The sequence below is a fragment of the Desulfovibrio inopinatus DSM 10711 genome, assembly GCF_000429305.1.
GTDB classification, from domain to species: domain Bacteria; phylum Desulfobacterota; class Desulfovibrionia; order Desulfovibrionales; family Desulfovibrionaceae; genus Alteridesulfovibrio; species Alteridesulfovibrio inopinatus.
Window position 1 is genome coordinate 63,567 of sequence record NZ_AUBP01000021.1, and the last position, 20,725, is coordinate 84,291.

The following is a 20,725-nucleotide window of genomic DNA, read 5'->3' on the forward strand; positions in this document are numbered from 1 at the left end:
ATGACGCTCTATTCGTTGCGGAGAAACGGAGCACTGCTTTGTGAGAGGGTCCGCCAAGCGCTGGCAAGTCCCATTGCCATTGTCAGACCTGCGCCGGCGAGAACGGCGAGAATCGCTGGGCCGATGAAAAATGTAAATGGTAATTCCATAAATACGCTAACAAATGCTGCAGACAAAATCCCCCCGAGAATAAGGGCGGCAAGTCCGGCTGCAGCGCCAATGAGAGCGTATTCCAAAAGTAAAATGGACAAAATGGTTTTTCGTGTCGCTCCGCAAACTTTGAAGATGACCGTTTCATAGGCCTTGCGTCGCATTTCAGCACGAAGACTTTGAGACAACACAAGAATACCGGCAAAAAGGGTCACACCCGCTGCTGTACCGACCGTGGCGACAATGGTCTCTGCAATGTCCTTGACTGTTTGGAGCGCGTCGGCAACTTTTATGGCGGTGATATTCGGGAATGTCGATGTAACGGTGTTGAACACGTTTTCATCAGCATCGACAATATCTTTGGATGTGTAGACCGTAGCAATATAGGTCAGCGGGAATGTTTCGATAAGTCCCGGAGAGAGAACAAAAACATGGTTGATGCCGAGAGAAAGCCAGTTCACACGTCGTAGACTGGTGACTCTTACGGTGATGTCTTTGCCCAAGATATTAAGCGTAACAGTGTCACCAACACGAATACCAAGTCCTTCTGCGACATCCTCAGTCATGGAGGCCAACGGTGGCCCTGAGTAATCTGGGGCCCACCATGTACCGGAAGTAATTTCGGCATGTTCAGGCGGTGAGGCTGAAAATGTTAGCCCTCTATCGCCACGAACGGCCCATTCGACGTCCGGGGAGTAGTCAATATGCTCAATGGGAGTATCGTTAATATCAACAATACGGCCACGAAGTGTGGGAGATGTTTCATATTTTATCACACCGTTTATGTGAGAGACTGCATCAATAAACGCTTCGCGTTGGTGTGGTTGGATATCAATGAAAAAGAACGCCGGAGCCATAGCGGGGATTTCACGTTGGAATCGGTCGTTAAAATTGGCGTTGACCAGTGTCAGAGCGCATAAGACGGTTAATCCCAAGCCGATGGACGCAAGAACGCCGGATGTGGGGTTTCCCGGCCGAGTCAATCCGGAAAGCGCAAGGCTGAGCAAGGGGTGTTTGGGACGAGGAATGGCGCGTAAGACGACCAAGAGAACGGTGATGACGAGGCGAAAGAGAAGAATACATAATACAACAGCGCCAAGAAATCCCCAGGCCAGACGTTTATCGGCAATACTGACGAGGACAAGACCAGCAATGCCGAGTCCGGCGAATCCTGTAGCCAACAACGTCTTTCGACCTGGCAGGAGGCGTTTGGGAGCTGCGTAGCCGCGAAACAGTACCAACGGTGAAACTCGGGCCGCTGAACCGAGATGAGGAAGCGAAAACGCCAAAGCAGTAAGAATTCCGAAGCTCGTAGCAATGCTGAGAACAACGGGATGAAGACCCGGTTTGAGCGAGACAGGTACAATGCCTGAAAGCAGTGGAGACAGGAGAAACGGGAGCAGTGCCCCAATCACGAGACCAACAGAGATACCGATCAAAGCGAGTAAGATAATCTGGAGCAAAAAAACTGTTATGACAAGTCGGCCGGAGGCTCCCACACTTTTCATTGTGGCGATGGAGTACGTTTTGCTTTCAAGGTAGCCTGCTACAGCCCCGGCTACCCCGAGTCCACCAAGCAAGAGCGTGGAGAGTCCGACTAATCCCAAAATGGAACTCATATTATTGAAAAACCGCTGAAGGCCGGGAGCAGCTTCATCAGCGGTCGTCACGCGCCATCCCGCTTCAGGAAATGCTGTTTTGAGGGATTCGGCAAATGATTTTGCCGAGATGTTTTCCGGAAGTTTGACGCGGTAATTTCGTCTGATCAAACTTCCTGGCTGCAAGAGTCCCGTTTGCTCCATGCTGGGCATGGAAACGAGCATTCGAGGACCAAATCCGGCGAAGGAAACCACATTATCAGGTTCTTTGACGAGGATCGCCGAAATGCGGAATCGGCCATCTCCGATATGGATAATATCACCACGTTGTGCACCGAGCCGGGATAAGACTTCGCGTTGCACAACCGCCCCGAAAATACCATCGTGTTCTTCTAAGGCAGAATGAAGCGACATTGCGGGAGACAAGATCGCGCGGCCGTAAAGGGGATAGTATGCATCCACGGCTTTTAGCGAGACAAGTGTCCGTTTGCCGAACTCGTCTCCGGCTTCCGGCTTCCATACCATTGCCCGCATGGAGACGGTTTCCGACATGATGCCGGTCTGTTGCAAAAAAGTTTTTTCTTTCGGTGAAGCTTGACGATATGTCAGGCGGACGGCCACATCTCCCCCGTGGAGGGCGCGGGCATCGGCAGCAATCCCGTCTAGAAACGATGCCGAAACACTGCCTACTCCTGTAATGACGGCAACGCCAAGACCAAGACAGAGGAGAAACACCCCAAAACCGGAAAGTCCTTGACGCATTTCGCGCCGGGCCAATCGTATGGCGAGCCGAAGTTCATCGAACATCGACCTCATTCTTTGTGGCATAGGCAGAAATCCAGCGATCAAAGAAAGTTGATGGGTACACTGTCAAGGTATGAATACGTGTGCCTTGTTCGGGTGCAGATATTGATTCCTCATTTGGTGATATCATTGAATAAAAAGCATTTATGATGTCGTCTAAAATTGGATTTATAGTGTATTGAGTGGGTTATAACCTGAGAATATTGAGCATGATATCGTTATGAGCATTTATCTTTTACAAACTGCAATGCAATTTGTCCGTCTTTTTATCTACAAAACGTTTGTGTCGTCAATAAATCCAATGTCAATTTCCGAGTATGTCTTTTTTATCGCGTCATTGAATTGTCGAGTACCGTTCATTGCTTACTTAATAGATGGTTGTAATGCCAATGTTTTTTGCAATAAAAAGGAGGAAGCATGGTGAAAAAACAGCGCGCTTCCTCCTTAAGTTTTTACCCAAATGGTGCGCCCGCTATCCCAACATACTCTGCAAATCGATCTTTCCTGTCACTTGGTCTCGCCCGTCTCGAATACCGAGTTCGATTGCTTTTTGGGCTGTTTCGAGGCGTTCCGCATCACCAGTTTCTTTTATGCGTGTCAACCACGCGTTAATCTTCTGCTTATGGCGAACCAGGCTTGATTCCATATGGTCTGGCGTATGACGAGCCGTCATGATGAGGCAGTTTCGGGTATAGTAGTATAAGAATGTCGGTGTTGGCAGCCCCCCGTCTTCCGATCGTTTGTGATGAAAGAGGTGAATACCTGGAAGCATGAGAAGACGATGACCCTTTGCTTTCGCTTCAAGACACCATGATGTCTCTTCAAAATACAGGAAGAATTCTTCAGGAATGTAGCCCACATCACCGATAACGGATTTGCGGAAGAACAAAGCTGCGCCTGTAATGTAGTCGGTTTCAAAGGGAGCGTTAGGCGCTTGATGGACACGTTTACCGATAAGGTGGTGTGCTGCACTGAAACCATCGGACATATCGAGGATGCCGCCACCGAACCAGATAACGTCGGGTTTATCACCAAACAGAATGAGTGGGCCAAAGATGGAAGCATCTGGATGGGCATCGGCCGACGCCGTGAGACTGGCCAAGAAGGTTGGCGGTGCGACGCAGTCGGGATTGAGAATGAGAACGTAATCATAGGGCTTTTCATTGATAAGAGCCAAAGCAATGTTGTTGCCGGCGGCATAGCCAATATTTTCCGGTGATTGAATGACTGTGGCGTCTTCGAATGTGTGGCATAACGTATTGAAAGCCAAGAGATTGTCATCGTTTGAGACGATATAGACATCGTGGTCGGCTAACGTTTGATTTCCAAGCGCACGAACGCATCGGATTGTGTCATCCGTATGTTCGTAATGAAGAACAGCAACAGCGACACGGGGTTGACGCTCTAATCCTTCGGGATAGCGGATAAGGCATGAACGAGTTGTTTCACCGACGACGACATCGTGCATCTTGCCATAGCGAGCGCGAATAATGGCATCAACAAGAGCTTGGCGCGTTGATGGCCAATCGTATTCACGAGCTTTGTCGAGAGCGGCGCGTCGCAGTTCCGGTAAGGATTCTTTGCTCTTATTGGCCAGAAGTAAAGCTTGGGCAAGCCCGTTAGGGGTGTCAGGGTTGTAAAGGAAAGGCTTCAGGGGACCGGTCAGTACTTCTGACAACAACCCGCGTGCCGGGGCAATAACGGGTACCCCGTAGGACAACGCGAGATAAATCGATCCCGATGTCAGAACTTTTTTGTAGGGCAAGACGACAAAATCAGCAGCATTGAAGAATACTTGAATTTCATCATCAGGGATATAGTCGAGAACAAGACCGATATTGGGATAACGTTGGGCCAGTTCGATAATGTTATTTTCGTCTATACCGACGGGTTTGCCTGCGATGATGAGAAATGCCGTGTTTTGAGAACCAACTGTTTGCGAGAACGCCTCAACAAGCTCGTCAAGACCTTTATAGCCTCGAATTTGTCCAAAAAAGAGGAAAACAAGTGCGCTTTGGTCGAGTTCAAGCTTACGTCGGGCCTCATCACGTCCCATCGTGTTGGGGTACACATCAATATAATTGCCATGATGTGCGACGAAAACGCTGTCTATCGGGACAGGATATGCGTGTTCGGCTTCGGCGAGTGCGGCGTGGGAATGCGCATGAATAACATGTGCTCGAGCAAACAGACGATGACATACTTCAATCTCTAAGTCGGGATGATTCGCTTCGTGAGGAAGAACATTGTGGATCGTCAGCGCAAGGGTGCCACCAGCTTCCAGAAAACCTTCCAGGTCTTCGAAGAATGCTTTGATGCGATTTTCCGCTTCAAGACGGGACGGAACATTCCCCGTGATCACTGCTGACCAGTGCAGATGGAATACGATTGATTCGCCACGTTCTGCAGCGTTACGGGCAGCAGCAATCGTCCCAGGTTCGGCGGTGAAACCTTCTGGAAGATCGGTGTAGAGCAGGTTTTGGTACGGGTTGGTAACGGTATAGTTGGGAAAGAACACGACGCGGGTCTGCGGAAGAACGGTTTCCGACATGTCGGCTTCAGCCGAAATCTGCGTGCCGCGTTTAAAGAGTGTTCCCTGTCCAATGGCGGTTCGTCGATCATGCATCATCTCGACAAGGCGTGGAAAGGCCTGTTCGATCGCCATACGGACAGCCGTCATATCTTGAGGTTGGATGGGATCGTCGCTCAGACCAAGTCCAACAACGACAGCATCGCCATGTGGGGCCAAATTCTGGGAAAGAGAATCCGCGTCTGAGATGGTTATGACGACGTCGAAAAGTGCTGCCTCTTCAAACGGGTAACTCTTTTTTCCACCAAGATCGATGAGAACATTGATACGTGTTGGATCAATGAAGTCTGGCTCCAGCGCGACTCCACGTAAATCCCGGCACACAAGTACAGCCGCTTCGTCCTGAATGACGCGAGCACTCTGGCGTTTCAACCAGGCATGGGAACCGGACTTTCCGAAAAGCTCGGCTGTTGCCTCAGCAGTCGCTTCGATGAGTGGGTCGGGTTGGTGCGGAGACATCAAGCAATGGATTCGAACTCGGAAATTCTCGATTTGGAGGGCGTGAATCGCCGCTTTGATTTCATGAGCCCGGTTGACGTAGGAATGACGTTCTTTGACGATTCTATGCAGTGACGTGACAAGTTCAAGCCGCTTTTCTTCATGCTCAAGATAATACTCGATGATGTCTTCGAGTTCTTCACGCGTTTCATATGACGGTAACAACCCGTCAAACGCTTCTTGTGCACCGAGACGTCCATTGGTGACGACAAGTGTCCCTGCAGCCAGGGCATCAAAGACACGTGAATTGACCGACCCCCAATTAACCGTGGTGTGGTTGGCGTCGTCAATGACGAGCTTGGTCGAATGATAGATGGCGGGCATGTCCGGATAATTGACGGCTCCAGCATGATATTTGACGAAGTGCGGGACTTCTTCCCAATTATGGCCAAAAACCTTGAACGTGTAGGGCAAATTGGATGGATCCAAAACCGTCAACATTTGACGCGGAGCTCGGAAGAAGCTTCCGGTAAAACAGTAGTCGCTTGCAAGATCAGGGTTGGAAATACCGTTGGCAAATCGATCGATATTGGCGGCAATGCGGATGACCGGAACTGGAACGCCAAGTCTACTCGATAACGCCTTGGATGCCGCATCGGAGCCGGCCCACACTTGATCGAATTCATTCAGTTCGGGTTTTTCCAGCCACGCATCAAACCAATTTCGTGCCCAGGCGATGACAAGCAAGTTAGGATTGGATTGTTCTCGCTTGATTTTGAGCGGATTGAACGTGTGCAAGAGCGCAATCGCGACATCGAAGTGTTCGAGATTGTACCATTGGTTTGGTTCGAGAAAATGAATCTCCCAACCATACTCTTCTTGCAGTGCTTGGCCCAACTCAAGTGCAGTGAAAAAGTCCGCTTTTGCTCCTGATAATTCAGTTGCACTCACAAGAAATGCAAGACGCAACGGTGCATGACGGAAAAATAAATCGCCATCAAGTCGTTCTTTTCTATTCTTATCCAGAAGGTAATAGCCAAAACGGTTTTGCAGCAAGCCAAAGTTCTTACTGATGCGTTTCTTCATATCTTCATTGAGAAGAGAACGGGAAGCGCTTCGATGGTGATACGCTGTCAGAGTATGTGCGCTCACAAGGGATTTGTTGAGTGCTGTTTGCAACTTGAGGCACAGGTCCACATCCTCATACCCGTAAAAATAGCGCTCTTCAAAGCCGCCCACCGCAAGGTAGTCACTTTTGCGTACCATCAAGGCCGCTGCTGTAAGGCATGGTTCTTGGGTAAGTTTTTCAGCTCCACCGGTGGTATGTAAGGGAAGTTCAAAGGGGATAAATGGTTTGTGAGGATTGCAGAAGGAAAATTTAACACTGACATGCTGCGATGGTTCCTCATCTATGAGAGCAAACCCGAGACTCCTGCCGACTTTGATATTTTCGTCAAGTCCGCCAAAATCAGGGGTAAGAAGACGTAATCCTACTGCAGCCACATCGGGGTCATGGAGATGTTGCGCCAACGGGCCAAGGATATCATCGCGGAAGATGATGTCATTATTAATAATGAAAAGAAATTCTGCATCAGTAAATTTCACGCCGTAGTTATTCGATGCGGAAAACGAATAGTTATGTCTACGGTTGAGAAATCGTACGGGGAGGGACTGACCATACCGTTCACTGATTTCCTGGGATAAATCGTCTGACCCGTGGTCGACAATCAGGATTTCGAAGTTGGGGTATGTGTTGACTCTTGCGAAACTTTGAAAAAAATCTTCAAGATAGTCTTCGCCGTTTTGATTGAGAACAATAAGGCCAATTTTAGGAAGCTGTTCGGCCGAATCAGTGGAGGAAGCTGTCTGCCCCGTACGAGTTGACTCGGCAGTGACCACGCCATGGCCTTTCTCCACTTCGCTTAACGGGAGGCCGGGAGGGCCGAAATAGGCTACGAGCGGAGAGCCGGGAAGCTGGGAACCGGTTTCGCGAAATCGTGCAGTGATCAATATGCTTTTGGAGTGGCAGAATTGGGGAGGAATCTCGTAATGAAAACCGTGGTATCCTTTGGACCCGAGGCTTTTTCCAACATCGGTACGTAAAATGTCACAGACAACAGATCCTGTATAAAATAAATTTATAAAAATATCAACCACTTGTGGTCTTTCTGTCTCGTCTGTTTTCGCGGCCCAGCCTCCGATACTACGGCCGCTTGGTTTATCGAGATGTCCTTTGTACTCTCCAACAATAGGGGTGTTGTCGTCGTTCATCCCCAGTGTTTTGAGTTGGTTACTTGCTTCTGGAGTAAGCTCAAGCACCGTAGATGTATCACGAAGGAGTACTTTGAAACGCGGGGCCTCGGTTGCCATGAGCGGGCGATCGAGTTTGACATCGAATCCGTAAAAGCCGCTCCCGCCAACTAATTCGAGAACATCGGGACGATAGATTGACGTTTCGGCAGACCCAAGAAGCTCATCTCCAACGTACACATCGACCACAGTTGCACGATTCTGTGCAGCAAATGATCGAGCCCAACCCGATACCACGAGTGTATCCACTTGATCGACGACGCCCTGACCACCGAGTAAGCCATTGACCCGAATGGGAGACCCCGGTAGCGGCCGTTGAGAGTAACGCTCTACGAGGGTGATGGTGTGTTCTTGCCCATCAATGAGTGATTCCGGCAAGTCGCAGTCAAAACCGATTTTCTTCGTCACCCCCGGTGGGAGAGGGTGCCGTGTCCGTATTGAACACGTAATCGTGTCGATAATTTTTTTGTTTTCATCGACAACAAGGATGTCGGTGGGATTCTCAGGATGCTTGAGGCTTACCGCTATTCCACTGATGTGCATATCCTGATGGGTATGCAAGCTCCCTATGAATCCACGTGTTTGGAGTATTTCACGAAGGTGTGCGGGGGCTATGGCTTCTGCAAAAGGAACTGTTTCGTTCGTTCCAACAACGCGGACTTCGAGATTGCCGAAAGAAAGATAAAGAAAATCGAGTTCTGTTATGGGGAGAGAAAAGCCGTGTGGAACGGTGGAGACATCCTGGCGATCAATGTTTGCCGGGGCTGAGGAGATTTGTTTATCACCGCACCATAATTCCACGGTGAGTTGAACGTTGTCGTTATCCGTACGTCGTACATGGCCTTCAACTCGACCGGATGTAATGCGTTCAACAAGTCCTTGCGTGATTTTCTCGGTGTTCGACACGTGCATTCCTCATTTCGGTTTTATCTTGGTAGCCTTGCTTCGAGGCTTGGCGTTGTTTTGTAACGTGCTTTCCATCAATACTGTACTGTTTTATTCAGGCATCCATCTTTAAGTGTATGTTGGTGGTCAGGCTGCGCGTGCGCAACATTGCGTCAATAGTATGGAGCAGGTCATCAATGGACACGCTGAAGTGTCCAGACTCTTCTTTACTGGGGGTCGCTTCAATATAAGCATATCGTAAGCCTTGAATCGCTGCAAAGGACGCGGCCTGCGGCAAGCGGAGTTGACGCAAGCCAATATGAAGAACCTGGCAGCCCGGTGAACCGAAAAGAATATTAACAAGAGAGTCTGTGTGCGCTCCAACAATGAATCGTGCATTGTGGATCGTTTGGATGATTTCATGGACAGTGGATTCGAGAGGATCAAGGATGTAGAAGCCTGCTTCTTGAAGGCGACGAATGACCTCCGCTTCATTGGAAAATTGCGAAATTTCTCCAAAGCGCTTGAGATAAACAAGTGAGCGATCGCTATGCGTGGAAGCAGAATTTGTCGTCGAGGATCGCTTGATCATTTCTTGAAATATCCAACCCAGTGCAGGGTGAGGTCCCATCGGCGTTTTGAGAAGTGATGAAGCAATGTAGAGTTCGTTGACGCGTGATACAGCTAAATGTGGCCATATCAGGAGATCTTCTTCTTGAATGCCTGCCAAATTGAGTAAGTCGAATTGCCAGTCTTCCAATGCTGGTGTCAGATACTTGGCCCCGGTACGAGCTACGGTATCTCGAAGTACAAGGATGTTGGGGAGGCAATAGGCGAGAAAATGAGAATATGATGTCGACGAAACCGGTGTCGCTAATAAGGCAACTGGTGTTTCGATGTCGGGACCATGTCCAATTTCTTTAATATAGTAAAAATCGTTTCCCCAGTGAGAAACTTTTCCGATGCGTAAGCTATTGAATGCCTGTTCAAAATAGCATGTTTCTCGCACCAAACTTGCGTTTTCCAGAAAAACGACGCCGTCAGGCATGCATACAAAAGCATTTTGGAGTTTTCGGCAATGTGTTTCCGGAGCGCGATAGTTGACAATCGGGACTTGGGATAATGGCAGCGGATTGGCATCCAAAGTCGGAGTATCGAGGAATACCTGATTATTGAAATCGCGGGCCGGTATAGACCCCTTCTGTACGTCATCCAAGAGAGGAATATCGTCGGTAATGGAGACTGAGTGTATCGGGCCACTGACCAACGGAGGCTGTTTCGATCCCAAAAGAGGTTCGACAGTAACAGGACTCTTCTGAAAAGAATGCTGACAGAACGAAAACCGAACGTCGATACGAGTTTTCGTAGTTAAAGCAGCGGTCGGGTTTATAGGAATGACTGTATCGATGGCGTTTTGATTTGGAGAAAATGGTATAAATTTTCGATTCACAAGAACTTCATCGGCAAACACGTCCACTGTGACCTGCCGAATTGCCGTATTGCTGCGCCGAATAATAATGTGAGCACAGTTATTGACAACACCAATAAGCTGTCCAACAGGCATAATCGCACGCTTGAACCGTCGATCTGCATCGCGTGTAATTTCATTGTACTTGCGAAGGTATAACTCGTAGGCCTCCGTGCTGCGTAGAATATATTGTGCAAACTGACCATCTGGTGATTCTTTGATGTTATGCAGTGCCTCTTCGGCTTCCGTTGGCGTTGGCCTATGGAAGTGAATAATTTTCGCTTTTGGTTCAATCCCCCAATACGGTTTCCAGGCAAAGGTATGGGGGAGTTCTTCACAGACGCCTTGGTAATAACTGGCCATGGGGTCTGCACCGGGCGCTGATAACGCAGGAAGACACGCCGCAAGATAACGATAAAAATCGTCGCGCGTTGCTCGAACCGCCGGAACATTGATCACCATGACTCCCGAAGAAGTTGTATGAGCGGAGTCACGCTCCAAACTTGGGGCCATGGCGATATATTGAGGTGTTACAGCATCAAAAGAAGCCTCTTTGAGGAAAAGGACACCAATGTCCGAATACAGGACAAACTCATCCTCTTGCTCCATGAGCGAGATGTCGGACCGGAGCAAGAGAGGGTTGGCCGGATTGATACCGTGCTCCATCCAGTTGGCAATCTGAAAATAGCTAGGCTTGTAGTCGAGAACAACGACGCCGGCTTCTGTGAGTTCATCAATGAACGCCGATCGTTCTCCATGATAGAGACAATGGGGAACAAGGTTGGTGAATTTAAGACAAGAATGGACTGCCGACCTGATTGTGGCGGCGTATGTAGCGATCATGTCCTGATTGAAAGCGAAATACCATTTACGTATCATATTTTAGGCGATCCTTATCGGAGCGTTGCGCGATGCAAAATGGACAGCCGCATTGACTTGATCGGAAAAGAGCGAAGGGTGCCGATCGAGCTACGGCAACAACTTTCTAGCCGTTAAGCAACCGCATAAGATATTGTCCATACCCCGTCTTCAGAAAAGGCTGTGCGCTTGTTTTAAGTTGTTCAGCGTCAATATAGCCTAAACGGAAGGCAATTTCTTCAAGACACGCAATCTTCAGTCCCTGTCGGGATTCCACGGTTTGGACAAATTGCCCGGCTGACAAGAGCGATTCATGCGTTCCCGTATCGAGCCAGGCATAACCGCGTCCCATGAGTTCGACCCGCAAGTTCTCTCTCTTGAGATATTCTTTATTCACATCTGTAATTTCAAGCTCTCCGCGGGCAGAGGGCGCGAGGTTACGTGCAATGTTCACCACATCGTTATCATAGAAATATAATCCTGTTACAGCGTAGGATGACTTGGGGTTTTGAGGTTTCTCTTCAATATCGATCACACGCTTGTCTTTATCGAAGGCGACAACGCCATACCGTTCCGGGTCACCGACATGATACCCGAAGACGGTGGCTCCAGACAGGGTATTGGTAAGGGCATTTTTAAGTAACCCAGGGAGGTCGTGCCCGAAGAAGATATTGTCACCTAAAATGAGGCTGACATTTTTGTCCTCGATAAAGTCTTCGCCAATGACAAAAGCCTGGGCAATACCTTCAGGCTTGGGCTGTTCTTTGTATTCAATCGAGATCCCCCAATTACTGCCGTCTCCCAAGAGGTCTCGGAAACGAGGAATATCAGTTGGTGTGGAAATGACCAGAATATCTCGAATTCCCGCCATCATGAGAACAGACAGGGGATAATAAATCATGGGTTTGTCAAAAATCGGCATGAGCTGTTTGCTCACCGACATTGTGAGAGGATAAAGGCGTGTTCCGGAACCACCGGCAAGAACAATACCTTTCCAGTTCCGGGCTTCAGGGTGCGAGGAATAATTCAGCACTATCGTCTCCTTCGTATCGTTGTCGTATCGCTGTTGCTGCCCATATTACGCGTGATTGCGCCGATAGCACGCTTTTGATGCGTTGTCATTATTCGCATTAAAAGCGCCATGAACTTCGCTATGCGATGATGTGCTTCGGTTCGGTGTACGTAATAGGGGGAATGTATTTCCGGCATGGACGATGTGTCATAAATTTTGCTAAGTATTTTTCGTTGTCATCAAACCAAGCCGGTCTCTATTATTCTAGGAGCCGGCAGACAGAACGAGGCAAGACCGTATGACCACGGGGTTAGCCCATAACGGCGTGGTACGGGGCGTCTATTCCAGCGAGAGTATGTCCTCGGTGGGCTTCGGAACAACCCGGCGTCGTGTCAAGCAAATGTTTTTTATTTTTGTTGAAGAGCAGGCTGGAGAAATTATTGAATATCAGCTCCTTAACTCCAATTTCGTGCCGTCTGGTCAAAAAAAGAAGATTACTCGGCAAGAACTCTTCAAAAATTTTGTTCCCGAGCCTTCGCTTTTTTTGAATACGGTGAAGCCGCTTATGCGCCGCGTCAACGAGTCTATCTCATTGGCTGATGGACATCGTGAACAAGGACGTCTTTTTTCCGCTGAATTTGAATATAAAAATGTCTTGCGTATCGACGAGGAACATATCCGCGCAACATTTGGGCTGGGCCTGACTTACTTTGAGCAGGGTGAGCGGCATAATGCAGACTTGATTTTTCGTCGTTTAGCAGGGCTTGATGGTGCATTTATGCCAGAGCATAAACACCTCTTCAACGAGTTTGGTATTCAGATGCGTAAGAATAAGATGTATGATCAAGCCTTACGCTATTATGGGAAGGCCATTCGTTTATGTAAAACAGACGAAAATCTTTTTTATAATATGGCGAGAGTTTTATTGGAGAGAGGGCGTCCGTCCAAAGCTCTGCATTTTGTTGAGCGTTCTCTTGCCGTGAACCCTGATCTTGAAGCGTCGCAGACTTTGTCGGCGATTATTCATAAGAAATTAAAGAAGAGTAACCGATAATATCACTTTATGCTTGTGAGGACGATGCTTCATGGCCAGTACGTTTCTCGGACAGTATTTATTGCAGAAAAACGCGGTGAGTGAAAAGGCGCTCAACGAAGCTCTCGCTTATCAGCGAAAAGCGAATAACCGCATTGGAGAGTTGGCGATCCAAGAAGGCGTACTTTCACGAAAGGCCGTTGAAGCTATTATCGCTGCCCAGCGAGAAACGGACGCGAGCTTTGGCGATTTGGCCGTGCGGTTAGGATACCTGAGCCAAAGGCAGATTGATGATTTGTTGTTCAAGCAAAAGGTGCACAGTGTCTATCTGGGCGAAGCCCTTCTTGAATTGGGTCACCTTTCTGCAGAACAGTACTGTCATCTGCTTGATGAATATGTCGATGAAAAAAAGAAGCGACAAGAAAATGTTCATTATTTGTTAGAAGGCTATCCTGAGAATCGGTTTCTGAGCCAAATGACGGAAGCCTTACAGAAAGCGTTTTTTCGCTTTGCCGGAGCCAGTGTACTCCTGTACCACATCGGAGTTGATGAGCAGAAAGAGGAATTATCTTCAGAAAGTGATCTTCTCGGGTATGCGTTCTATGGGAAAATTCCTGGCAAAGGATGTATTTATAGTGTGTTGCGTGCCTCAGCATCAACATTTGCCCGCTTGGAAGAAACTGCGGCTCCCTCTCCTCTGAGACCCAAAGGCCCTCTTTTGCTTGATATTCTTGAAGTAACAACCCGGTATTTTATCCGATTTCTTGAAGAAGACGGAAACCATCTTGAAAATTCGGTATGGCGACGTATTTCTGAAGAAGAAATCGCGCAAAACGTTACTCATGGTGCACAGATTGATTTCGATAGCCAACAGGGCCGGTTGGAGTTGTTTTTTACTTTGACGAAAGACCCCGACGCAGTGATGGAACCGAAAGAATAAGGTGAGCATATCGTCTGGAGCAGGAAGAGAGCATAATGCCAATTGGCAACAGAAGGATACGGGAATTAGTATGGAAATTCTTGGAGTTTATACGACAAGCCGGAAGGAAAAAGTGGGTGATGGTGGTATGCGCAAGGAATATATCCACTCCATCTATTGGCTTGTGGTGACCTTGGGAGAAAATAGCTACATTGCCGTTGCATTGAATGACACCAATCTGCCCACATCCGTTTATAACGTGGTGACGACCGAAGAGCTTTTAAAATCATATACGCCTGATCCCAAATATTATTTGAAAAATGTTTATCCCGTCATCCGCTCGCTTCAAACCAAGCTGAAAACTCCGGAAGGAGCCGCAACAGCCTCAGAACTTAGTGAACGTGAACGGCATTTTCTCGTTGCACTCAAATTGGACGACATTTCGAAGAGGAGTGAGGAATCAGGATTCTCCAGAGCTCGGCGGATTATTTTGGGGACTCCCTTGGATGAGGGAGAATTCAATTTTGCGCAACGCAAGCAACTCAATACGTTTGGTATCAGCCTGCGGAAACAAAAGAATTATGATGAGGCCATTAAGTTTTATCAAAAAGGCCTCGAGGTCAATCCTGACGATGATCATCTCGTCTTCAATATTGCCCGTGCGTATTTTGAGAAAGGACTTATCGCTCCATGTAAGCGTTTGCTTGAAAAGGCCTTGTCCATGAACCCAGAATTGAAAGAAGCTCGACGATTTGCCGAGTTTTTAGAGACGCAAGGAAAAAGAGCTGGGAGTGGCAGAAGTATGCCACAAAAGTCGGAGAGGACATCGGGGTAAGTAGGTCATTTTTTTGACATGATCCTTGTGTCGCCTTGTAATTATCCGAAAAAATAGTGCATTTATTTCGGCACATGAATTGCTTTTCATGGGAAGAACTACAATTCCCAGGAGAGATTGTCATGAATGTCGAATTGATGGGCATTTTTCAGCAGAAAGAGACGCGTCTTTCCTTCGTCGACGGAGCACTCAAGGAAGGCCCAGTTAAAACGAATTTCATTGTTGTACGCTTGGAAGATACATATTATTACGTCCGGCCTATTGATGATCGTTTGCGGCCTCAGGGGCGTGGACGCCTTGTTCTGGAAGATGAATTTCTCACCGATTTTTTGCCTGATCCGGCGTTCTTTTTTCAATGCCTTCATCCCGTCATGGTGTCACTGAGAAAGCGGATTCAATCTGTCGGCGGGAATATTAAATCACTTACTCCTAATACGCTGGAAAAACGCGTATTGGGATTATTCCAGCTTGCAGATGCGGTGAAAGACCAAACGCATAATGGCTTCGTGCTGGCTCTTCGGCTTGCTGTTTCCGCGCCGTTGACGGCAACAGCAGCGAGACATGCATTGGTTCAGCATTATTTTACCTTGGCTAATCGATTGCATACCGCGCATCACGATGAGCAGGCTGTGCTCTATTTACGACATGCTTTGGGACTTGATCCTGCAGATAAGCGTGTCTTATCGTTGTTGCGCGAATTGTATGCCGAGTCTGGAATAAAGCGAGAAGAAGAAACTGACCTCAGGCAGGTTGTATAGATCAACCTGCCGTCATCGTTTTGAAACGCGTCAATAAAAGCGCGGGAGATGAAGAGACAGTCTGTTTTATACAGCTGGAGTCTTTTCGTTATCCTGCGTTTCTGTTTTTTGGGGGCGCAACGTCGTGAACAGCGCAGTCATCTGCTTGAGAAATCGACCGATCTGCACACCAGGAAGTGATTTGAATTCATCGTTTTGTTGATGCAACCGCGTGTTTTCGGCTTCAAGAGATTCTATTTGAGCGAGCAATCGTGCCTCTCGATTTCCCGCTTCGCGGCGTACGGTGGCAAGTTCGCGATGGATTTTATTGAGAATATATGATTGAGCTGCCATTCCTCCATGAAGGACATCAAACGCGACAGTAACGGTTTGGACTGTAATGTCTTCGGGGATGGTAAAGATAAAGCGCGGATTGCGTGCGGCAAAATCAAAAATACCATTGTCCTGATAGAGTGCGTTATGTCCGCTTGGCGTCAGTGTGTGGGCGTTGCCAGACGAATCTTCACATGAAGTTGCTACCAGGGTAATAACAGCGGAATCGTGCATCGGATCGAATCGAAGCCGTTTGGCATCGGGGAATGCGCTAATATCGAAATGAACCTGTTTCGTTTCTGGATCGAAGCGGGCAGACATACTATCCCGTTCGGAGAACTCTGCTCCACGGTCTATATATAGTCTTGAAAGGACTGGTTTTTCGTTTTCAATTTTCGCTTGGCATGCGAGGTGTTCATATCGAATACGACTTCCCAAAAGATAGAACGTTCGTTCTGTGAGTTCCGGTTCCGCAAAGAGGGTGGACAATACCGGAGGAATAGTTTTTCCCACGGCCACGATGCCGAGGCCATGTGAGAATGCGAACTCAAGACTGGGAAAATGATTTTTGATATCCTGCCATAATCGCCACACGCCGAATTGATCCCGCCAGACATTGATATCATGAAGAATGACGACTCCCTGAGGGCTCATTTTGGGGAGCCAGCCGGAAAAATCATGTTCGACTGCATCAAGTGTATGATAGCCGTCAATGTGTAAAAGATCGATGGAGGCATCAGGCATTTCAGCAAGCGCTTCATCAAAGGTGGACCGTTTGAGCGTGGAGAACTGACCATAGAGGGGATCATGGTAGGCTGTGAGTTCTTCATAAACATTTGACGCATAGCGACCGGCATGTTCGTCACCTGCGAAGGTATCGACACCGGTGCAGGTTGTTTCAAGGTGAAAGACATCAACGGCCTGGCAAAAAGCCAGATAGGAATTTCCCGTATGAACCCCAAGTTCGACAAATCGTTTGGGCCGCATGGTTTCCATAAGGTACAATGCAAACGGAATGTGTTCTACCCACGCATAGGGAGGAACAATGTGTCGTGGAGAGAGGGATGCGGAGAGGCTTCGGAGAATCGTATCCATAGGTAACCTCGTTTGGGAGTGAATTAGGCTTTGAAAAAATCGTCAATTCAGGCTAAGCCCGCGGCGACGGACAAGGAATTGTAATCCAATCGGCAACAGATGGGAACGCAATGACGTTCCTTTATGCGCTCTGCGTTTTTTACAGCACTTCGGCCTGCAGGATGTTTGTACAATGAGTTGGTATGCTTTTATCGGCGCCATCGAACAAGGCTTTGTCTACGGCCTGATGGTTCTTGGCGTATATTTAACGTTTCGTGTTCTCGATTTTCCCGACCTTACCGTGGACGGGAGTCTCCCCCTTGGCGCAGCGGTTTCGTCTGTTGCCATTACCGCTGGAGTAGATCCATTCGCTTCGCTGTTTTTGGCCATGGGGGCTGGGTTCATTGCTGGCATGATAACGGGATTTCTCAATACAAAATTGAAAATCCTTCATTTGTTGTCGAGCATTTTGACCATGATCGCTCTCTATTCCATTAATATTCGTATCATGGGAAGGCCGAACCTGACGTTGCTCGGTAAACCCACCGTGCTCGATTCTTTAACCGGGATGGGGCTTCCGCCTTCATTGGCTGGCCCGGTGTTGTACGGATTGATTTCGATCATTGCGGTCATTGCGTTGATCTGGTTTCTACATACTGAACTCGGTCTTGCCATTCAGGCCACGGGTGACAATTCCCGTATGATTGTCAGCCAGGGCGTGAATACACATATCATGATCATTGGCGGCGTCGGACTCTCCAATGCGCTTGTTGCTTTGAGTGGTGCTCTCGTGGCGCAGAATCAGGGAGCAGCCGACGTAAACATGGGCGTGGGGACCATTGTCGCCGGATTGGCTTCTGTCATCATCGGCGAGACGCTGTTCGGTAAAGGCGGCGTGGTTCGGTGTGTTATTTCATGCCTGCTTGGATCTGTTGCCTATCGATTGGCGATTGCGTTGGCACTTGGTATGAAAATCGGTACATTTTCGTTTGAACCGAGCGACCTCAACCTGATTACCGCGTTGGTTGTTGTTGCTGCCCTGACTGCTCCTATGCTCAAAAAGAAGTTGGCGACATCATGATCAACCTTCACTCGATCATAAAATATTTTCATAAAGGCAGTGTCAACGAGGTGCTTGCTCTGCGCCAGATTTCGCTTCGTATAGAACAAGGTGATTTCATTACCGTCATTGGTTCAAACGGAGCGGGAAAATCGACCTTGTTAAATTGTCTGGCAGGGTGCTTTTTTCCGGATTCGGGCTCGATCTCGTTTAATGAAACCGATATTACCTCGTGGCCGGAACATCGTCGTGCGAGTTTTCTTGGGCGCGTTTTTCAGGACCCGTTGTTGGGTACGTGCGCATCGTTGTCGATTGAGCAAAATATGGCGTTGGCTGCACTGCGTGGGAAACGTCGAGGCTTGTCCTTGGGCGTCAAACGTCGAGAAAAAGCCATGTTTCGCGAACGACTTGCCTCATTGGGGCTCGGTCTGGAAAATCGTTTACGCGATAAAGTCGGGTTATTGTCTGGTGGGCAACGTCAGGCGCTGACAATGCTCATGGCAACGCTGCAACAACCCGAAGCCTTGTTGCTTGACGAACATACAGCCGCTTTGGACCCGAAAACGGCTCGGCAAATTCTCGACATCACCCAGAAGATTGTTGCCGATAGAGGTCTGACTGCGCTTATGGTCACGCACAATATGAATCAGGCCATCAAGATGGGAAATCGGCTTATTATGTTACACCGCGGTCAGATTATTCTCGACATTGAAGGCGAGGAAAAGAAAAACCTGACGGTGGAAGAATTGCTTGAGCGATTCTACAGTCTTAAAGCTGACGACGAAATGACGTCTGACCGAATGCTTTTGGTGTAATACCCAAAGTTCTTGCCAATAACTGGACATGCCGGACCGATAAGCCCAAAGAAGGGAATGTGTTGGGGCGGGCTTGTTGGGATTGAGAGTTGATAATCACATTGACCCCGAGCCGGTATGTCACAAAACAACAAAAGGAGCGGCCACGCCATGGAGCGGACCCTTTCCATTATTAAACCTGACGCGGTTGAGCGTAATCTGTCCGGTGCTATTCTTGCCATGATTCAGGAAGCCGGCTTGACGGTGAAAGCCATGAAAATGATTCAGCTCTCTAAGAAACAGGCTGAAGGTTTCTATGCCGTGCACAAAGAACGTCCGTTTTTCGACAGCTTGACCGAGTTCATGTGCTCCGGTCCGGTTGTGGTGTCCATTCTCGAAGGAGATGACGCCATCGCCAAATATCGGGCTCTGATGGGCGCAACCAATCCGGCCAATGCCGAAGAAGGAACCATCCGTAAAAAATACGCTTTAGATATCGAAAAAAATTCGGTTCACGGTTCTGATGCTCCGGAAACCGCTGCATTTGAAACGAAATATTTCTTTAACGACCTGGAGATCGTAGGCTAATGGCTACCATCGGCTTCATCGGGCTGGGGAATATGGGAGCGGCCATGATCCGTGGCCTATCCGGATCGGGCGATATCGATTTTGTCGGTTTCGACCTTGATCGGGAGCGTCTCAACGTGCTGTGCACCGAATGCTCCATGCAGGCGTGCGACACACCGAGTGACGTTGTGGCCAAGGCTGATTTCATTGTGTTGTGCATCAAGCCGCATCAGGTCAAGGATCTCCTGAAGACCGTGCGCGAAATCCTCACACCGGAAAAGCGTATTCTTTCTATTGCCGCCGGTGTGACGATGAAACAACTTGGAAAATGGTCCGGCCATACGGCTCCGGTTATCCGTGTTATGCCCAATACTCCTGCCTTGGTTGGAGCCGGTGTTTTTGCCGTATGTCTCGACGACACGTTGTTGACCGACGATGATAAATCCTTTGTCGTGGATATGCTGTCCCGTGTCGGGGCTGTCCATGTGCTTCCGGAAAAAGATTTCGATACATTCACGGCTGTCGCCGGTTGTGGTCCGGCCTATGTGTTTTACTTCATGGAAGCCTTGATTGAAGCCGCTGTGCGCGAAGGACTGACACGCGACAAAGCCACTGCTATCGTTCTTGAATTGTTCAAGGGCTCGACGAAGCTGGCGGATGAATCCCCGTTGCATCTCAGTGTGCTGCGGGAGATGGTGTGTTCCCCTGCGGGTGCGACGATAGAAGGAGTGGCTTGTTTCGATGATCGTGCTGTTCGTGCAGCCATTGTTGATGGTGTTCGCGCGGCGCGTATTCGAAGCGAAGAACTCGGAGATTAAGTTCCTTCGGTGGGGGAGCGGTATGACCGTTTCCAACCCAATAATGGGATAGCTCCCTGTACTTTGCGAAAGCATTGTACGTTGATTGACAAAAAAAAAAGACCCGAACAGCGGAGCCCTCGATCCGCTGTTCGGGTCTTTGTTTTTTTGTTAGGAACGCAGGCTAGCTGCGTTTAACAACGTTGGCGGCTTTAGGACCGCGATCGCCTTCGATGATTTCGAACTCGACCTGCTCGCCTTCTCGAAGCGTACGGAATCCATCCCCTTGAATAGAAGAGTAATGTACAAAGACGTCATCTTCGTCATTTCGTGTGATGAAGCCGTAACCTTTCTTGTCGCTAAACCATTTTACAGTGCCCTCAAAACTCATACAACATTCCTCCTTGAAATAATGGAATATATATTGTGTACGATTTCCTTTATGTATGGTCAATAAAAAAAG

At 48.5% G+C, this 20,725-nt stretch carries 14 protein-coding genes; 8 read left to right on the plus strand and 6 right to left on the minus strand.

Translation table 11 applies throughout. The features are described 5' to 3' along the window. Window positions 1-8: 8 nt before the first annotated feature. From G451_RS0113415 to rfbA, 4 genes are all read right to left on the minus strand, one after another. Window positions 9-2,555, minus strand: coding sequence for an ABC transporter permease (locus G451_RS0113415; RefSeq protein ID WP_034642241.1), 2,547 nt, complete (start codon window positions 2,553-2,555; stop codon window positions 9-11). Window positions 2,556-3,024: 469 nt separating this feature from the next. Next, window positions 3,025-8,796 carry a glycosyltransferase gene (locus G451_RS32815; RefSeq protein WP_051261482.1) on the minus strand — a complete coding sequence of 1,924 codons (5,772 nt, stop codon included), beginning with the start codon at window positions 8,794-8,796 and terminating at the stop codon, window positions 3,025-3,027. A gap of 94 nt (window positions 8,797-8,890) precedes the next feature. Continuing rightward, on the minus strand, window positions 8,891-11,122 hold the full coding sequence (locus tag G451_RS0113425; protein ID WP_027184663.1) for a glycosyltransferase family 61 protein: 2,232 nt from the start codon (window positions 11,120-11,122) through the stop codon (window positions 8,891-8,893). A 106-nt stretch (window positions 11,123-11,228) separates the two neighbouring features. Beyond that, complete coding sequence (rfbA, locus tag G451_RS0113430) at window positions 11,229-12,131, minus strand: glucose-1-phosphate thymidylyltransferase RfbA (protein WP_034642280.1); 903 nt, start codon at window positions 12,129-12,131, stop codon at window positions 11,229-11,231. 280 nt (window positions 12,132-12,411) lie between these two features. Between rfbA and G451_RS29390 the strand changes: the two genes are divergently transcribed. The 4 genes from G451_RS29390 to G451_RS0113450 all read left to right on the plus strand — a co-directional run bounded on the left by G451_RS29390 (window position 12,412) and on the right by G451_RS0113450 (window position 15,658). Beyond that, entirely contained in the window at window positions 12,412-13,167 is a 756-nt protein-coding gene (locus G451_RS29390) for a tetratricopeptide repeat protein (protein ID WP_034642282.1), read from the plus strand. 31 nt (window positions 13,168-13,198) lie between these two features. Then, window positions 13,199-14,086: a cyclic di-GMP-binding domain-containing protein, MshE-related gene (locus G451_RS32820; protein WP_051261483.1), complete on the plus strand. Its 888-nt coding sequence runs from the start codon at window positions 13,199-13,201 to the stop codon at window positions 14,084-14,086. A gap of 70 nt (window positions 14,087-14,156) precedes the next feature. Next, complete coding sequence (locus G451_RS0113445) at window positions 14,157-14,900, plus strand: tetratricopeptide repeat protein (RefSeq protein WP_027184665.1); 744 nt, start codon at window positions 14,157-14,159, stop codon at window positions 14,898-14,900. A gap of 122 nt (window positions 14,901-15,022) precedes the next feature. Then, entirely contained in the window at window positions 15,023-15,658 is a 636-nt protein-coding gene (locus tag G451_RS0113450; RefSeq protein ID WP_027184666.1) for a hypothetical protein, read from the plus strand. Between the two features lie 66 nt (window positions 15,659-15,724). On the opposite strand, the gene G451_RS32825 is transcribed toward G451_RS0113450, so the two are convergent. After that, a complete protein-coding gene (locus G451_RS32825) occupies window positions 15,725-17,065 on the minus strand; it encodes a class I SAM-dependent methyltransferase (protein WP_051261484.1) in 1,341 nt (446 codons plus the stop codon). A 172-nt stretch (window positions 17,066-17,237) separates the two neighbouring features. Between G451_RS32825 and G451_RS0113460 the strand changes: the two genes are divergently transcribed. The 4 genes from G451_RS0113460 (at window position 17,238) to proC (ending at window position 20,283) form a co-directional block, all read left to right on the plus strand. After that, window positions 17,238-18,125 carry an ABC transporter permease gene (locus G451_RS0113460; RefSeq protein ID WP_027184667.1) on the plus strand — a complete coding sequence of 296 codons (888 nt, stop codon included), beginning with the start codon at window positions 17,238-17,240 and terminating at the stop codon, window positions 18,123-18,125. Next, window positions 18,122-18,919, plus strand: coding sequence for an ABC transporter ATP-binding protein (locus G451_RS0113465; RefSeq protein WP_027184668.1), 798 nt, complete (start codon window positions 18,122-18,124; stop codon window positions 18,917-18,919). The genes G451_RS0113460 and G451_RS0113465 overlap by 4 nt, the downstream gene beginning before the upstream one ends. Window positions 18,920-19,069: 150 nt before the next feature. Then, complete coding sequence (gene ndk, locus G451_RS0113470; RefSeq protein ID WP_027184669.1) at window positions 19,070-19,486, plus strand: nucleoside-diphosphate kinase; 417 nt, start codon at window positions 19,070-19,072, stop codon at window positions 19,484-19,486. Further along, window positions 19,486-20,283, plus strand: coding sequence for a pyrroline-5-carboxylate reductase (proC, locus tag G451_RS0113475; protein WP_027184670.1), 798 nt, complete (start codon window positions 19,486-19,488; stop codon window positions 20,281-20,283). The genes ndk and proC overlap by 1 nt, the downstream gene beginning before the upstream one ends. Window positions 20,284-20,446: 163 nt before the next feature. On the opposite strand, the gene G451_RS0113480 is transcribed toward proC, so the two are convergent. Beyond that, window positions 20,447-20,653 carry a cold shock domain-containing protein gene (locus tag G451_RS0113480; RefSeq protein ID WP_027184671.1) on the minus strand — a complete coding sequence of 69 codons (207 nt, stop codon included), beginning with the start codon at window positions 20,651-20,653 and terminating at the stop codon, window positions 20,447-20,449. Window positions 20,654-20,725: the final 72 nt, after the last annotated feature.

Excerpts from the sequence above, each read along its gene's own strand:
- G451_RS0113480 (WP_027184671.1), bottom strand. The coding sequence starts at position 20,653 with ATGAGTTTTGAGGGCACTGTAAAATGGTTTAGCGACAAGAAAGGTTAC.
- G451_RS32825 (WP_051261484.1), bottom strand. The coding sequence starts at position 17,065 with ATGGATACGATTCTCCGAAGCCTCTCCGCATCCCTCTCTCCACGACAC.
- G451_RS0113450 (WP_027184666.1), top strand. The coding sequence starts at position 15,023 with ATGAATGTCGAATTGATGGGCATTTTTCAGCAGAAAGAGACGCGTCTT.
- ndk (WP_027184669.1), top strand. The coding sequence starts at position 19,070 with ATGGAGCGGACCCTTTCCATTATTAAACCTGACGCGGTTGAGCGTAAT.
- G451_RS0113465 (WP_027184668.1), top strand. The coding sequence starts at position 18,122 with ATGATCAACCTTCACTCGATCATAAAATATTTTCATAAAGGCAGTGTC.
- G451_RS29390 (WP_034642282.1), top strand. The coding sequence starts at position 12,412 with ATGACCACGGGGTTAGCCCATAACGGCGTGGTACGGGGCGTCTATTCC.
- G451_RS0113425 (WP_027184663.1), bottom strand. The coding sequence starts at position 11,122 with ATGATACGTAAATGGTATTTCGCTTTCAATCAGGACATGATCGCTACA.
- G451_RS0113415 (WP_034642241.1), bottom strand. The coding sequence starts at position 2,555 with ATGTTCGATGAACTTCGGCTCGCCATACGATTGGCCCGGCGCGAAATG.
- proC (WP_027184670.1), top strand. The coding sequence starts at position 19,486 with ATGGCTACCATCGGCTTCATCGGGCTGGGGAATATGGGAGCGGCCATG.
- G451_RS0113460 (WP_027184667.1), top strand. The coding sequence starts at position 17,238 with ATGAGTTGGTATGCTTTTATCGGCGCCATCGAACAAGGCTTTGTCTAC.
- G451_RS0113445 (WP_027184665.1), top strand. The coding sequence starts at position 14,157 with ATGGAAATTCTTGGAGTTTATACGACAAGCCGGAAGGAAAAAGTGGGT.
- G451_RS32820 (WP_051261483.1), top strand. The coding sequence starts at position 13,199 with ATGGCCAGTACGTTTCTCGGACAGTATTTATTGCAGAAAAACGCGGTG.